The sequence below is a fragment of the Methanothermobacter sp. genome (assembly GCF_049720995.1).
Classification (GTDB): domain Archaea; phylum Methanobacteriota; class Methanobacteria; order Methanobacteriales; family Methanothermobacteraceae; genus Methanothermobacter.
The window spans coordinates 29,439-43,757 of the sequence record NZ_JBNASF010000002.1; the positions used below are offsets into that span (position 1 = coordinate 29,439).

Below are 14,319 nucleotides of genomic sequence, written 5' to 3' on the forward strand. Positions count from 1 at the left end.
TCCTGATTTTTTTACTCTTCCAGCACCTTGGATGCGCTTATGGTGCCGTGTTTATGGTAAAGGATTATTATTATGCCGAGCATCACAGCAAGGGTGCTGGCCCCTATAACTATGCTTGTGAGTACAAGTGCAAAGGGCAGGGGGTAGGATGCGTTCTGTGCGAACCAAGTCCCTGACATTCCTGGAAGGTAAATGTAGACTATACCCCCGGGCCTATAGCCCAGTGTCACAAGGAAGAGGTTAACGCCGTCGGCTATGAATGAAAGGGCTATAACCTTCTTTATGAGGTTGTCTATGAATATCACGGCCACAGCACCTATGACCATGAGGCTTCCTGCTGTCAGTAGGGATGCCAGCTGTAGAGAGATCATGATTCTTCCTCCATTCTCATTGTCCTGTAAGCAGCAAGTGCAAAGAAGACCGGTATAATTGCGGATCCAACTATCGCCTGTGTCAGTGCCACATCAGGTGCCAGTAGCAGCTGGTAAAGGGCTGCTATTGCAGCCCCGGGAACGCCTGTGAGTATGGCTGCCTTCAGCAGGTCCCTCTGGACCAGTGCAAGTACCGCTCCAAGTATGGCTATAATCATTATCACGTATTCGATCATCTAATCCCCCTCCCCATGGTAGTGGGCGTTTGCTATTGCATGTGAGACGAATGGTGCCAGTATGAAGTAGGTTGCGGCCAGTAGTGGTTCCCCAAGGGCAAGTAGTGCCAGTATGCATGCAACATCGGCAATGCCAAGGACGTGGATCCTTGCATAGAGTACCCTCTCTATGTCATCCCTGAATCTGAGTATACCTATGGCTGCAAGTATCACGAGTATGGCTGATACGATAAGGATAGCAGACCTTAAAATCATGATGTACACTTCTATCAACCCCTCAGAACCCTCGCAAATGCTATGGTGCCAACTGGCCCCAGAAGAACAAGGGCATAGGCTATATCACGGCAGAAACCAACCCCATAGATCCTGTTTATGAGTATGAGTATCGTTGCGATGGCTATGCTTAGCGCCGATATACCAACAAGGCCCATCCCTATGCTCTTCCTTGTTGCGATCCTAACCGCTGCAACGGAGAATATCGCCAGTGAAGCCATTAGAACGTATTCTGATATCATCAGCAGATCCATGAAAAACCCCCTATTCAAGCATCCCCCTTATGTAGGGCTCAAATGGTATTATGTCCTCCCTGCTGCGTGGACATATTGCGGCGACCTTCAGGATTCTGTTCTCAGAATCAAGGTCAACCGAAAGTGTTCCGGGTGTGAGGGTTATGCTGTTTGCAAGTATCGTCTGGGACACTGGCCTTGTGAGTGCAGTCTCTATTTCCACTATTACAGGCTCAATGTTTCCATTCAGTGTTCTCACTGCCACGTCAGCTGTTGCCTTAAGTATCTCATATATCAGGACCAGGAAGTAGGCGATACCATACAGAATCCTTGTGATAAACATTTTATAGCTCCCTTCTCTTTAGTACCAGTTCTAATTAACATGATTATTTATGATAATATAAAGTTTTCTATATAAATCGTAATAAAAATATGATACTCCTTGATTACAGGGGCAGGAACACGTAGAGCACCGCAATGGCCCATAAAACCAGCATAAGAACTCCAAAACCCTTTCTGAAGGTTCTTCCTGAAAAGGGCCTCATGAACCTGACCCCCGAGGGTGTGAATGAATCAAGGACATCATGGCTGATGAAGCCAATGAGGAGTGGTCCCATTATTGTGTAGAGATTCATTGTGGGAAAATCCGTGAGGAACACCCCAAGAAGCGTCAGAAGTACGAATGGTAATATCATCACCCTGTTAAGGAACATGAACCCCAGAACCGTGAGTATGACCATGATTGATGCCTTCCCATCAAGGCCCAGTGATCTCAGAAGGAAGAACACCGATAGAACAAATACCGTCAGGCAGGCAGAGATTATGAGGGCCCCGAGGATTGAATGTGTGAATCCCCTGTGCCTTGAAAGATAGAATATGAGGGCAAGATCCATAAGGGCAATCCCTGCAAGGTAGGGAAGACCCAGGATATAAAATACAAGGAATATCACAAGCCCAAAAAGAAACACCGTTGACACATTCTCCGATTTAACTTCATGGTCCATGTCAGGAATCATGGCCCCCAGAAGTGCCAGCGCAACCGGAAAAACTGCCTGGAAAATTGGGGACGCCATTATGATTGAAAAGGCAGCATGTTTCTTATATGAAGACACCAACCCACCCCACTCTACTGAAGGAACACATCCAGACACCTCATCATGATAGAATACCCATGTACTTCAGGAAAAGCCTCATCTGCAGGAGAGATCTGCCGTCACTGCCCTTCCTGATCACTCCATTCTCAGATAAAACCTCACAGGTTACAGAAGGGATGCCGGCAAGATTGCATTCATCCTCAAGAGCCCCCCTGTAATGTGAAGACGCCCTCTCATAGCATAGAAGTTCAGATGAAGTCCTTGAAGTTATGTAACGGGCTATCTCCATGCTTTCACGTTCAGGTTCCTCTGAACAGAAAACACCCTCAACACCGGGTTTGCTCCCGGGCGCGGTGGAGTGGAAATCTGCAAGGGCATCCACCCCAAGCTCACATGCCCTTCTGAATATGGAATTCGTTACAGAACCCTGAATGCTGGCTGAGCGGTTCAGATCATAGCCCATGAACCACCTGCTGTTCTTCATGGTTGCCCATGGGGCGGCAAATGGTATCACATGAACGGTTCCCCTGATATCCATGGATAAAAGCTGTTCTGAAAGTCTTACAGCCGCTACCTGTGGGGGTATCTCATTCCCATGGACACCCGCCACAATCATTACCACTGGCCTTCCCCCTCCAAGGGTGAGCATCACCGTGCCCCCACGGGAGTACCCTGCCAGTTCAATGGAAAGTGGTGAGCCCAGATGTGGCCGTACAGCATCATTGAGAGTAACATCACCACCCGACCCATCATGTAGAGTTGAAATTTTAACCGACTCCTCCCTCACAAACATCAAGGTCACCGCCGCACCATAGAATGATAAACCCAATGGGGTATCAGGTCCCCCATGCAGATCTCTCAGTTAACCGGAATGGTGATACACCCGGGCCACCCCATCCACATGGGGGCTGACTACATTGGGGACAACTTAATAACACCACAGCCATTATATCTATAATGCTGTTAATAAAAACATGAGTATTTGATTCTTATAAGGTGATTGTTATGGATAAGGTGGTTCTTGCTTTCAGTGGAGGTCTTGACACATCTGTATGTATCAAGCTCCTTGAGGAAAAATACGGTATGGAAGTCATAACAGCCTGCGTTGATGTGGGCCAGCCGCGAGAGGAGGTTGAAAGACCAGCAAGGGTTGCAGAGGAACTCGGAAACTATAAACATCACACAGTTGATGCAAGGGAGGAGTTTGCAGAGAATTACATATTCCCCGCCATAAAGGCAAATGCGGTGTACGAGGGCTACCCCCTCAGCACGGCCCTTGCAAGGCCCCTGATAGCAGAAAAGATAGTTGAGGTTGCTGAATCCGAGGGTGCGTCTGCAATAGCCCATGGATGCACAGGCAAGGGGAACGACCAGTTCCGTTTTGAGGCTGTTATAAGGTCAAGGACTGACCTTGATGTCATCGCACCCATAAGGGACCTGAACCTCACAAGGACAGAGGAGATGGAATATGCAAGATCCTGTGGCATACCACTCCCCTCCGATAAGCTCTACAGTATAGACGAAAACCTCTGGGGGCGTGCAATAGAGGGCGACATCCTGGAGGACCCCATGGTGGAACCACCCGAGGACGCATTCCAGTGGACAAGGCCCATCGATAAAACCCCTGAAGAACCAGAGGTGGTTGAGATTGAATTCAGAAAGGGTGTTCCTGTTGCACTTAATGGTGATGAGCTGAAGCCCCTTGAACTCATAGGCCTTGCAAATGAAATCGCAGGTAAACACGGGATTGGGAGGGTTGACATCATGGAGGACCGTATCATAGGTATGAAAAGCCGTGAGGTCTATGAAACACCCGCAGCCTTCCTCCTACTGGAGGCCCACCGCGCCCTTGAGCAGCTGACACTTACAAGGAGCGAACTTCGATTTGCAGATACAATCAGCGGCACCTACGCTGAACTCGTCTACAGTGGACTCTGGCATGACCCCCTCCGTGAGGACCTTGACATGGCAATAAATCACATGCAGAGGCGTGTAACCGGAGTGGTGAGGGTCAAGCTCCACAGGGGCAGTATGCGAGTCATAGGCAGAAAGTCACCCTACAGCCTCTACAGTGAGGAGATAGTATCCTTTGAGGACAAAACCCTTGACCAGAGGGAGATGGCTGGAATGGTCAAAAACTACGCCCTCCAGGCCGGGATATATAACAGGGTGTGCAGGAAGGAGAACTGATGGACGGGTTCTCATTCCTTGTTCTCATTGTGGTTGCCACATTCATAATCGCAGGGGGTCTTGCATCCATCAGGATACTCCTTGGTGTTGGGAGGAAGATCCTTGCACTTGCAGGGAACATAGTGCTTGGAATTTTTCTTCTTTTTGGTGTTAATATACTGCCATTCGTAAACATCCCCATCAACCCCCTTACAGTCCTTGTGGCTGGTTTTGGTGGGGTGACAGGAGTCGGGATACTTATCATTGGAAACATCCTGGGGCTTGTCTAGGTATGCGCCCCCAATCAATTCAATTATTACTTCTTTGTGGCTCAGAAACCATAGGTACGCATATCCATTGCCCATGGAATAAAATCGTGGATATCCGATGCTAAAAATCCTGTTCCATATTTTTCCATTGCCAATTCACCTGCCTTACCATTTATGAACGCTGCAAGTGAGGCGGAATCAAATGATGAGAGGCCCATTGCGTATAGACCGGCAGTTAAACCGGCAAGACAATCCCCTGTACCGCCCACAGTCATTCCCGGGCAACCAGTCCTGTTGAGGCGGAATCTGTCACCCTGAAATATCATGTCCACATGGCCCTTCAGAAGGACCGTTCCACTTATCCTGGATGAAACAGAGCTGAAGGCAGCCACCTGTTCATTGAAATCAGCGTATATCTCAGATCTGAGTTTAAAGAATTCCCTGAATTCACCCATATGTGGAGTTACAGTTAAATTCGGATAGTCAGTGACATGAGAGTAATCAATCAGCCTGAGTGCATCAGCATCGAGTACCAGAGGTTTTCCCATTTCCTGGAGATCTGAAACTAGTTTTCTGAAAGTTTCTGATGTTGATTGGTGTCTGCCAGCTCCGCAGCCCACAAGAACCGAATCGGCGTTTTCTGCAAGTTCCATGATTTTCCCCAGGGCCCCCGGGCCTATATATTTACCCTCAAGTTTTCTGACTATGAGATCAGGCGAGATGGATTTGATGGCGCTGGCTGCGCTACCCGGGGCTGCCACGGTTACAACGTCTGCACCTGCCCTCAGGGCGGAGATTGCTGCGAGTGCAGGGGCCCCTGAGTAGTGATGGCTTCCCCCAACAACCAGAACCCTTCCATTTTCCCCCTTATGACTCCCAGAGCTCCTGGAGGGTATTCTGAGAAGATCCCCAGGACCCACGAATACCTCGGCTGACCTTGGTATCCCTATGTCCCTCACCACGATTTCCCCTGTGATGGCAGGGTCCGCCTTTTCAAGTCCCTCCTTCATCCTGTGAAATGTCACCGTGAGATCTGCAGATACAGCCACATCATCCACAGTCCCTGTCTCCGGGTTGAGTCCGCTAGGTATATCCACAGAAACCTTAAATGCGTCTGCACGGTTTATGAGTTCAATGGCTGACCTTGATGGTTCCCTTATAAGCCCCCTGACACCCGTGCCAAGTACTGCATCAACAACCACATCTGCATCAACAGAGGAAAGCTCAGATGAATCACTGACTGCCCTTACACTGAGAAGGCCTGGCTCTGGCTGCATGGCCATGAGAACATCCCAGTTACGCCGTGCCTCCCCTGACCCTATCCTTTCGGGGTGGGCGAGTAGGAGAACCTCAACCTTGAATCCCATGTTAATGAGGTGCCGTGCAGCAACAAAGCCATCGCCGCCATTTCCTCCTGATCCACAAAATAATACGACCCTTCCCCCATCTGCAGAATTACCTATCTCCTCCGCAACAGCCCTTCCAGCGGTCTCCATAAGCGAAAGTCTTGGAACACCAAGGTACTCCGCATTAATATCAGCTGCTGCCATATCAAGCGGCTTCATAACTGTTTCACCATCCATGGAATTTAAGGATTAATTCCAGAGCCCCAATCCAGATGCTCTGAATTTATATTATTGACTGACAGATATTTAACATATAAACAGGCGAGGTTTCCCATGCCACCCAAAAGGAATCTGGTGGAGAATATCCCATACGTTCCCCTATCAGTCATATACTATGCCCTGGCAGCTCTGGCGGCTCTCATAATTTATGGTATAGCTGGCTCGATGTACATAATGGGCCTTGACCTCTACAATGCCATCTACTTCACGGTGATCACCATCGCCACTGTGGGTTACGGCGACATAACACCCGTAACTGTATACCAGAAGATATTCTCTGTTACCCTTGCCCTGGGTGGGGTGGGACTCATAGCCTATGTTCTAAGCTTAACCGTTTCGGTGATCACGATGACACTGCAGGAGACCATATCAGGTGCCAGGATACGGAGGTTAATGCAGTCAATGAACAACCACTTCATTCTCTGTGGGTTTGGCCGTGTTGGATCCGCCGTTTTTAATGAATTACAGAAAAGGAATCAGAAGACCATAATAATTGAGAAGGACCGGGAAATAGTGGAGAAAGAACTCTGGGAGGACCCCAACGTCCTTGCAATACCTGAAAGCGCCACAGATGAGGATACACTCAGGGCAGCTGGCATAAATAGGGCCCGTGGAGTTATAATAACAACTGGAGATGATGTTGACAATCTCTTCATAACCCTCACCTGCCGGGAGCTGAATCCGGACATATGGATCGTGACAAGGTCCAGTAAGAGGGAAAACATAAAGAGGCTCTACCGTGCAGGGGCCAACCGTGTAATATCCCCTGAAATCAGCGGGGGTGAGGACATATACTTTGCAGCCATGGAACCCACAATGGTGAAGATAACCGTTAAGCATGACGTTGAGGATATTGGAAGGGAGGCGGAGATAATACTCAAATATGGCTGCACCCTGGAGGATATAGAGTATCACCTCCCTGAGTTCAAGGAGCCCCTGGTCAGGAAGATCGGTGTGTCCGAGAGGAAGGAGCTTGAAAGGTTTTTAAATGCCCTTGAGGAGGACCCCGCCAGGAAGAGCTCCCTTACAAGGATCTATGAGTCTGTGAGCGGAATACACTCCCACTGGATATCCGGACCGGGCAGGGAGAGTATAGATAAGGTCATCGATGAACTCAGAGAGGAGGGTATCCTTCTCGGGGTTAACCTTGATGACAGTGAAATAAAGGAGGTTGCAAGGAAGCATGGTAGGCTCGTTGAGATAATAATTAAGCCTGAGATGAGTATTGTTGAAAACCACGGCGTGGATGACATAAGAAGGGAAGCGGAGATTATAATAAAGAATGGCTGCACAATCGAGGACATAGAGTACTACCTTCCAGGTTTCTCAGAGCCCCTCAGAAGAAAGGTGGGTGTTGATTCAATGGAGGACGTGGACCGTTTCATAAGGACCCTCCAGAGTGACTCACGTAAACTGGAATCCCTTGACAGACTCTACACCCTCTCAGGTGGGGGTATACATACGCACAGGATATCAGGTCCGGAATCCAGGAGCCTGGATAGAGTGGAGGAGGAACTCAGGAAGGAGGGTTTCCTCATAGGGGTTAATCTGGATCTTGCTGAGATCAAATCCATAATACAGAAATCAGGAAGGGTTGTTGAGATGCTCCTCAAACATGACCTGGGTAACATGGACGACAAGGAGACAATTATAAGGAGGGGCGGTCGAATCCTTGACTCAAAGCATTACCTTCCAGGGGTGAGGCAGGTTGTCACAAGGAACCTCAACATAAGGAACATGGATGACCTCCGAAGGTGCCAGGAGGAACTTGAAAAACCAGACGCCAGGCGATCCCTGAAGGCGCTGTACAGCATATCAAAGAATATACACTCCCATACCGTCGCTGCAAGTGACGTTAAGGTTATAAAGAGGATTGAAAGGGACCTCGAAAAGAGGGGTGTCCTCCTTGGTGTTAACCTCTCTGAAGATGAAATCTGGAAAATAGTTGAAAGTGAAATGATGGAGAAGTTCTGCATAGAATAAAAGATGACCTGATTATTAAGATAAAAAATAGAATAATTTAGAAGAGGTCATGGAGCCTTATCTGGTATGCTCCAAGGTTGCCGCCGTAGTTCCCTGCACTTATCTTAATTATGCCTGGAACAGTACATGCAGCATTTATACCTTCCTTCATTGCTTCCCTTACAGCCTCTTCGTTAACACCGTCTATAACTATCTCATACACGCCATTGACGTTTTCAGGTATTTCGCTGCCCTCCACCTCATCCTTGAGTGTCACGCACATCTTCTCATTGGTTGAGGCGTTGAGAAACTTGTACTTGTTTGATCCAACCTTTGAACCTGAAGCCACCACACCGCCAGGGAATGGTGTTACAGTGCCTTCAACTGCGGCTATTGCATCCACTGCAGCCTGGGCTGCAAGTAGGGCTGATGCCTGGCTGTCACCCATTATAAAGAAGTTTCCGCCTGCAACCCCGTCCTTTATTCCGAATTCACTTTCAATGAGGAAGTCACCTGACATTATCGGGATTGAGTGAATCTTTCTTCCACCGATTTCAAGTTCCTTCTCATATCCATCCCCGAAGAACTTGAGTTTGAATCCTACGTTTAGTTTCTCGTCCTCATCATCGAGAGCATCGAATACTGCGGTTGTTGGTGCTGTGAGTATACCCATCCCTATCCTTTCAAGGAGTTCATGGTCCAGGTTCTTCTTTGATGGGTTGCAGATCATTATTATGTACCCAGGCCTTCCATCGGGTGTCTCCTCCGGTGGAACGTAGCAGTCTATACCCGCCTCTGCAGGGCACCCTATAACAGATGTACCGTAACCTGTTGCCTCGGTTGCAGCTATCTTTGCAAGTTTTCTGGTTGCTGCAGTTACAAGAACCCTTGAAACCTTTATACCAAAGGCCTCCGCAAATGTATCCTCTATTTCAACACCATTTATCTCCATAATTATCACCTAGTTGATTTAGTGGAAGAACTGCTAATATATTTTTCTAATTTTGTTTAAGTGTTAAAGCCCGTTCCAAAATCGGTTATCTTCTCAGCGCTCAAGGGGCACTTAAAATGAATCTGCAGGATCTTTTACAGAATTAAGAGTGCTGAAGAGGCACTTAAAATGAATCTGCAGGATCTTCAGATTAAAGTGACTTTTAAGATAAGAAGGCTTACCAATTCAGTTGAACTGGATCGGAGTAATGAATTGCCCTGAGGGATTGATCCAGGATCTGCTTCATTTCAGTACCTTTATCCTGAAACATGTTCCAGGTGAAAGCCTGTAATCCACCTTTGCCTCTATCTGGTTCAGCAGGCTTTTTACAAGCTGCAGACCCAGTGAATCTGCATTTTCAAAGTCCAAGTCCTCAGGAAAACCGCGACCATTGTCCATGACCTCAAGCATGTAATGTTCATCCTTATTCCTGAAAACAGCCCTTATTTTTCCATCCTGTCCATCGGCGAAGGCGTGCCTGAAGCTGTTGGATAGAAGCTCTGAAAGTATCATTCCAAGGGGCACCGCAAGGTCAAGGCCCATTTCAGCATCCTCAAAGTACATCTCAAGTCTTACATTTCCCGGTTCAGGGGAGTACGTGCTTAAAATCCCCGAAACAATGCTTCTAGCATAACCTGCAAAGTTTATTGTCTCAAAGGACCTCTCATGGATAAACTTCTCATAAGCTTTTCTTATGGACCTTAAACGATTCTGGGTATCTCTGAGGAGCTCATAATCATCTTCATCCTTTATATATGGGAATTGAAGGTTAACTATGCTTGTGATAAGCTGAAGGTTCCTGTCGATCTGCCTGTAGAGACCCTTTATTGTCTTCTCGAGTTCAGCTATCTTTTCCCGGAGCTCAGACACCTCATGAAGTTTATCTGAAGCATCCCTTGCAGTTACAAGGACAAAATGCTGGCCTGATAGTTCCAGGGGCCTGAAGCTCAACTCAAGGGGCACATCCTGGCCATCTGCGCCCATAAACTCCATGATGGTGGTACATGGGTGGGGGTCCTCAGCCAGACGTTCAAGTATTATCCTTAGCCTGGACTTCTGAATAAGGGGAATCGCCCTCAACGTTGTAAGATACCTTCCCCTCAGATTATCGGGATCATAGCCCAGCTTATCAGCGAAGGAATTGCTCAGGTCAAGTATGAAACCATTTATGTCCTGTAATATCCATGGTTCAGAAGATTCAAGAAGGAGGTTGAGGTAATCCGGTGATGAGCGTATCTCCTCAACGAGGTCCTCATACATTTTTTTGTCATGTAACTTATCGGTTAAGAAAACCCTTTCAAGCATGATTAATCCCCCTAACCTGCTGCAGCAGTCCATCTATAGATCTGATTATCGCCCCATAAATCTTTTTCCAGTGTTGTGCCAGATTTCACATAGCCCAAGTTTCCCAGATACTTATCAGATAAGTCAAGGAACCAACATGCCGACTTCCCTAAAGTTTCCCCATCAGTTTCTCAGATACAGAAGCCCCGAAATATGGTAGAGATGCCACGCCCATCGCTGAGATCATCCAGAAGGATATGAGTCTCTCAACCACAGTTACAGCTGCACTTACAGATGGTGATACTCCTGCTGCTGAATAGAAGACTATCATAACCCCATCAACGGCGCCAAGGCCGCCGGGAAGGAGTGGTATCATGCCAATGAGTGTTGCCAGTATGAAGACCTCTGCTATCACAATAAGTGAAATGCTTGTGCCAAATGCCTCGAATACCAGGTATACCCTTATGATCTCAAGGATCCAGAGCAGGAATGAAAGTGGTATCCCATAGAGCAGCACTCTCCTATCAGCCAGCATTATCCTCATGGCGCTCTGAAATTCCCTGAGAGCATTCGTTAGCCTTTTTTCAAGTTTTTCATAGTTCTTTCTGTAGAATCTCCTTACAATGCCAAGGATCCAGCCAAGTATCCTCTCACCGGAATCCCTGTCAATGGATATGTAGAGGGCTATGAAGAAAGCCGCGGTTATTATTATAACCGAAACTATAAGCGCAGCCACTATCCATGGCGAAAGTTCAAAGTAGAGGACCATTGCAACTATGGTGAGTATGGCGAGAAAGATAAATGGAAACGTGTCAAGACCCCTGTCTGCTATCACAGTTGCAAAGGCAGCCTCCATTGATGCCCTGGAGTATTTTCCAAGTATGTATGCCCTTACAGGTTCACCTCCACCCCTTGCACTTGGAGTGAGGTTATTTATGGCCATCCCCACAAGTAACATTGGAAATAGGTGCCTTTTTCTTATTTTTATTGAAACAGCCCCCGTCGTGATGGCCCACCTAACGGTGAAGAGGCCGAGAATTATGAATTCCAGGGCAACTGCCATGATTAGATAGAGTGGATCCGCCTTCCGCAGGGCCTCCTCAATCTCCCCAGGCCCTATGACAGATATCATAACCGCAAGGGCCAGTACCCCTATTGCAATAAGAATTACGCCTTTGTGTTTCATTTAAACCATCGAAATCATTTCTAAGGTATCACAGCCTTACCGCAAAACCTGTCTGTGTCAGAGTAAATCAAAGCCTTACAAATTCACACGAAAGCCTGTCTGTGTCAAAGAGCGCCAGTGTACTCTCTCCTGAAAGGTAACCGCAGAGTTCACCCGGATTAACCGTTATGGTTTCTGCGCTCACAATGCTCTTCTCATGGGTGTGGCCGGTTACCACAAGGTCATATCTACCACATCCAGCAACACAGTCAAGGATCTGCCTGTTATGACCATGTATAACAGCTATTTTCAGGTCATCAAATTCCAGTTCCTTAAATTCAGATAGTTCTGTGATTTCAGAGTACGCGGCACGCAGCCCATCCCTTTCACCATCATTGTTTCCAAATATGGCCTCAAATCTCATCTCAAGCCTTCCGAATTCCTGTGCAGTGAATGGGGATATTAAATCACCTGCATGTATAACAAGATCCACGGATTCCCTGTTGAGCAAATTGACCGCCTTTCTTACTGAATCAAGGTTATCATGTGAATCAGCCACCAGTCCTATCAAACAAACCACCCGCAAAAGATACAGTGATCCTACATACATTTATATACTATGATGTTTAAGTTTATGTATGGGATGCGGTGAGGTCATTTGATTATTTCTTACTGTTTCTGGTCAGAAGTAATTATATGATTTTGTGTGTCCCTACTTAAGGATGTGATGAATTGTTTGGAGATAACTACTACAGGAAGGAAACCTACTCCACACCCGTTAATGTTGGTGAGGAGTATGAAGTTAAAATTGAAGACCTTGGCAGAGATGGCGATGGAATAGCCCGTGTTGAAGGTTTTGTTGTTTTTGTACCTGGTGCAGGTGTCGGAGACGAAGTTAAAATAAGGATAAGTGCAACCAGGCGCAAGTTTGCTTTCGCTGAAGTTGTAGAATAAATGGATTGAATTTTATATAAACTGGAGTAGATACATTCTACTCAACGAACTTTATTTTTTGCCTATCACATTAGAAGTATTACCACCTCTGTCCTTTATTCTAAAAATTTATATTGGAACATTCCCATTCTTTATATGGTAACATGAGATACGTTGGAAAGAGGGACCTTTTTACCGTTGGAAAGTATCTTGGCAATATAATGGAGGGAATAGGCTTCGTTGTTGCATTACCCCTCATTGTTGCACTGATCTACGGTGAAGGCGATTTTTTAAGTTTTATTGTGCCCTCAATTATCTCACTCGGCGTTGGAGCTGTGCTCAAGAGATATTCCCCTGAAGAATGCACCATACGCCTGAAACATGGTATGATGGTTGCATGTCTTGCCTGGCTCTGGGCTGGATTCATAGGTAGCCTCATAATGATGTCAGCCCTTAACATCGATTTTGCAAATGCCTTCTTTGAGAACATGTCTGCATGGACGGGCAGTGGACTCACTGTTTTCTCCAACGTTGAAGCGCTCCCAAAATCAATTCTGTTCTTAAGAAGCCTTGAACAGTGGATTGGTGGGCTTGGAGTTGTTATAGTTGTTATAGGAGTTCTCATAAGGCCAGGCACAGCCGCTGCACGTTTATACAAGTCTGAGGCGCGGGAGGAGAGGATAAAACCCAGCATAGCAAATACCGTCAGGACGATCTGGTGGATCTACCTCACCTACACGGTCCTCGGGATCGTGCTCTATGGGCTGACAGGTATGCCCCTCTTTGATGCCATCAACAACACCCTCACGAACCTCTCAACAGGGGGAATGTCCATAAAGAATCTCAACATAGGCTACTACCATAGCGATGCCGTGTACCTTGTAACCATGTTTCTCATGATACTTGGGGGAACAAGCTTCCTTGTACACTACCAGGCAATAAAGGGGAGACTCTCAAATGTTATGCGTGATATACAGCTACAGGCAACCTTTGCCTTTATAATCCTTTTCACGGTTCTTTCGGTCCACATTGGGGGTGTGGCTCCCCTTGAATCAGCCTACCATGTGATATCAGCCCTCAGCTGCACAGGTTCAAGTATAAGTTCAACCGCTCAGATGGTTGCCTGGCCAGGGTACTTCAAGATAGTTCTCATAATATGCATGCTCACAGGTATGGCTGCAGGTTCAACCACGGGGGCTGTGAAGATAATCCGTGTCATAACTGTGCTGAAGGGTGTTTACTGGGACATCATGAGAATACTGGCACCTGAGGGTTCGGTTATACCGAGAAAGATATCATGCAAGTCTGTGAGTGACGCTGAGATAAGGGAGGCCGGGTCATACATAAGCCTTTACTTCGTGCTCCTATTTTTCACATGGTCAATTCTTGTAACCTATGGATATGACCCCCTAAACTCCCTTTTCGAGGCTGCCTCTGCACAGGGAAATGTGGGGCTCAGTATGGGGATAACCAGTTTCAATCTCCCACTAATACCAAAAATGGCCCTTATAATTAGCATGTGGCTTGGAAGACTCGAGATAATCCCTGTTCTTGTACTTATACGTGGTTTTGTGGAGGCCTTCAAGGTTAGCTGATCCCGGGAATAGGCACATGATCATCATCTTCACTGAAAAACCTTATTAATGATGACGTTTAACACAAGTAAACACGAAGTAATGGTTACTTTATTCTGCCTGAAGTCTGAAAGGTGTGG

General features: G+C 47.0%; 17 protein-coding genes. 5 read left to right on the plus strand and 12 right to left on the minus strand.

The annotated features are described in order from the left end of the window. Positions 1-11: 11 nt before the first annotated feature. The 7 genes from ACPLJI_RS00950 to ACPLJI_RS00980 all read right to left on the minus strand — a co-directional run bounded on the left by ACPLJI_RS00950 (position 12) and on the right by ACPLJI_RS00980 (position 3,000). Complete coding sequence (locus ACPLJI_RS00950) at positions 12-371, minus strand: cation:proton antiporter subunit C (protein WP_171770416.1); 360 nt, start codon at positions 369-371, stop codon at positions 12-14. Further along, positions 368-607: a DUF4040 domain-containing protein gene (locus tag ACPLJI_RS00955; RefSeq protein ID WP_321211182.1), complete on the minus strand. Its 240-nt coding sequence runs from the start codon at positions 605-607 to the stop codon at positions 368-370. The genes ACPLJI_RS00950 and ACPLJI_RS00955 overlap by 4 nt, the downstream gene beginning before the upstream one ends. Continuing rightward, positions 608-862, minus strand: coding sequence for a DUF2109 family protein (locus tag ACPLJI_RS00960; RefSeq protein WP_321211183.1), 255 nt, complete (start codon positions 860-862; stop codon positions 608-610). Positions 863-876: 14 nt separating this feature from the next. Next, the gene (locus ACPLJI_RS00965; RefSeq protein ID WP_424730580.1) at positions 877-1,134 is read right to left on the minus strand and encodes a monovalent cation/H+ antiporter complex subunit F; all 258 of its coding nucleotides are present in this window, start codon (positions 1,132-1,134) and stop codon (positions 877-879) included. A 10-nt stretch (positions 1,135-1,144) separates the two neighbouring features. Then, on the minus strand, positions 1,145-1,456 hold the full coding sequence (locus ACPLJI_RS00970; RefSeq protein WP_424730579.1) for a monovalent cation/H+ antiporter subunit E: 312 nt from the start codon (positions 1,454-1,456) through the stop codon (positions 1,145-1,147). Between the two features lie 103 nt (positions 1,457-1,559). After that, positions 1,560-2,225 carry a metal-dependent hydrolase gene (locus ACPLJI_RS00975; protein ID WP_424730578.1) on the minus strand — a complete coding sequence of 222 codons (666 nt, stop codon included), beginning with the start codon at positions 2,223-2,225 and terminating at the stop codon, positions 1,560-1,562. Positions 2,226-2,268: 43 nt separating this feature from the next. Beyond that, entirely contained in the window at positions 2,269-3,000 is a 732-nt protein-coding gene (locus ACPLJI_RS00980; RefSeq protein WP_424730577.1) for a succinylglutamate desuccinylase/aspartoacylase family protein, read from the minus strand. Positions 3,001-3,212: 212 nt separating this feature from the next. Between ACPLJI_RS00980 and ACPLJI_RS00985 the strand changes: the two genes are divergently transcribed. Together ACPLJI_RS00985 and ACPLJI_RS00990 are read left to right on the plus strand one after the other, a co-directional pair. Further along, entirely contained in the window at positions 3,213-4,397 is a 1,185-nt protein-coding gene (locus ACPLJI_RS00985) for an argininosuccinate synthase (RefSeq protein WP_424730576.1), read from the plus strand. After that, positions 4,397-4,666: a pro-sigmaK processing inhibitor BofA family protein gene (locus ACPLJI_RS00990; RefSeq protein WP_424730575.1), complete on the plus strand. Its 270-nt coding sequence runs from the start codon at positions 4,397-4,399 to the stop codon at positions 4,664-4,666. The genes ACPLJI_RS00985 and ACPLJI_RS00990 overlap by 1 nt, the downstream gene beginning before the upstream one ends. A 41-nt stretch (positions 4,667-4,707) precedes the next feature. Here the strand turns inward: ACPLJI_RS00990 and ACPLJI_RS00995 are convergent, their stop codons facing one another. Continuing rightward, the gene (locus ACPLJI_RS00995; protein ID WP_424730574.1) at positions 4,708-6,210 is read right to left on the minus strand and encodes an NAD(P)H-hydrate dehydratase; all 1,503 of its coding nucleotides are present in this window, start codon (positions 6,208-6,210) and stop codon (positions 4,708-4,710) included. Between the two features lie 114 nt (positions 6,211-6,324). Here ACPLJI_RS00995 and ACPLJI_RS01000 point away from each other — a divergent pair, with 114 nt between their 5' ends. Further along, complete coding sequence (locus ACPLJI_RS01000; protein ID WP_424730573.1) at positions 6,325-8,253, plus strand: 3H domain-containing protein; 1,929 nt, start codon at positions 6,325-6,327, stop codon at positions 8,251-8,253. A gap of 37 nt (positions 8,254-8,290) precedes the next feature. On the opposite strand, the gene fhcD is transcribed toward ACPLJI_RS01000, so the two are convergent. The 4 genes from fhcD to ACPLJI_RS01020 form a co-directional block, all read right to left on the minus strand. Then, positions 8,291-9,184, minus strand: coding sequence for a formylmethanofuran--tetrahydromethanopterin N-formyltransferase (gene fhcD, locus ACPLJI_RS01005; RefSeq protein ID WP_424730572.1), 894 nt, complete (start codon positions 9,182-9,184; stop codon positions 8,291-8,293). Positions 9,185-9,466: 282 nt separating this feature from the next. Next, positions 9,467-10,528: a sensor histidine kinase gene (locus tag ACPLJI_RS01010; RefSeq protein ID WP_424730571.1), complete on the minus strand. Its 1,062-nt coding sequence runs from the start codon at positions 10,526-10,528 to the stop codon at positions 9,467-9,469. Positions 10,529-10,676: 148 nt separating this feature from the next. Beyond that, entirely contained in the window at positions 10,677-11,693 is a 1,017-nt protein-coding gene (locus tag ACPLJI_RS01015; protein ID WP_424730570.1) for a UPF0104 family protein, read from the minus strand. Positions 11,694-11,760: 67 nt separating this feature from the next. Then, positions 11,761-12,252 (minus strand): metallophosphoesterase, encoded by a 492-nt coding sequence (locus ACPLJI_RS01020; protein WP_424730569.1) that lies wholly within the window; start codon positions 12,250-12,252, stop codon positions 11,761-11,763. 152 nt (positions 12,253-12,404) lie between these two features. On the opposite strand from ACPLJI_RS01020, the gene ACPLJI_RS01025 reads away from it, so the two are divergent. Together ACPLJI_RS01025 and ACPLJI_RS01030 are read left to right on the plus strand one after the other, a co-directional pair. Then, positions 12,405-12,626 (plus strand): TRAM domain-containing protein, encoded by a 222-nt coding sequence (locus tag ACPLJI_RS01025; RefSeq protein ID WP_010876887.1) that lies wholly within the window; start codon positions 12,405-12,407, stop codon positions 12,624-12,626. Between the two features lie 143 nt (positions 12,627-12,769). After that, entirely contained in the window at positions 12,770-14,200 is a 1,431-nt protein-coding gene (locus ACPLJI_RS01030; protein ID WP_424730568.1) for a TrkH family potassium uptake protein, read from the plus strand. Positions 14,201-14,319: the final 119 nt, after the last annotated feature.

Bases quoted from the DNA above. Each gene is read 5' to 3' on its own strand.
- ACPLJI_RS00950 (WP_171770416.1), bottom strand. From the start codon at position 371: ATGATCTCTCTACAGCTGGCATCCCTACTGACAGCAGGAAGCCTCATG.
- ACPLJI_RS00955 (WP_321211182.1), bottom strand. From the start codon at position 607: ATGATCGAATACGTGATAATGATTATAGCCATACTTGGAGCGGTACTT.
- ACPLJI_RS00960 (WP_321211183.1), bottom strand. From the start codon at position 862: ATGATTTTAAGGTCTGCTATCCTTATCGTATCAGCCATACTCGTGATA.
- ACPLJI_RS00965 (WP_424730580.1), bottom strand. From the start codon at position 1,134: ATGGATCTGCTGATGATATCAGAATACGTTCTAATGGCTTCACTGGCG.
- ACPLJI_RS00970 (WP_424730579.1), bottom strand. From the start codon at position 1,456: ATGTTTATCACAAGGATTCTGTATGGTATCGCCTACTTCCTGGTCCTG.
- ACPLJI_RS00980 (WP_424730577.1), bottom strand. From the start codon at position 3,000: ATGTTTGTGAGGGAGGAGTCGGTTAAAATTTCAACTCTACATGATGGG.
- ACPLJI_RS00985 (WP_424730576.1), top strand. From the start codon at position 3,213: ATGGATAAGGTGGTTCTTGCTTTCAGTGGAGGTCTTGACACATCTGTA.
- ACPLJI_RS00990 (WP_424730575.1), top strand. From the start codon at position 4,397: ATGGACGGGTTCTCATTCCTTGTTCTCATTGTGGTTGCCACATTCATA.
- ACPLJI_RS00995 (WP_424730574.1), bottom strand. From the start codon at position 6,210: ATGAAGCCGCTTGATATGGCAGCAGCTGATATTAATGCGGAGTACCTT.
- ACPLJI_RS01000 (WP_424730573.1), top strand. From the start codon at position 6,325: ATGCCACCCAAAAGGAATCTGGTGGAGAATATCCCATACGTTCCCCTA.
- fhcD (WP_424730572.1), bottom strand. From the start codon at position 9,184: ATGGAGATAAATGGTGTTGAAATAGAGGATACATTTGCGGAGGCCTTT.
- ACPLJI_RS01010 (WP_424730571.1), bottom strand. From the start codon at position 10,528: ATGCTTGAAAGGGTTTTCTTAACCGATAAGTTACATGACAAAAAAATG.
- ACPLJI_RS01015 (WP_424730570.1), bottom strand. From the start codon at position 11,693: ATGAAACACAAAGGCGTAATTCTTATTGCAATAGGGGTACTGGCCCTT.
- ACPLJI_RS01030 (WP_424730568.1), top strand. From the start codon at position 12,770: ATGAGATACGTTGGAAAGAGGGACCTTTTTACCGTTGGAAAGTATCTT.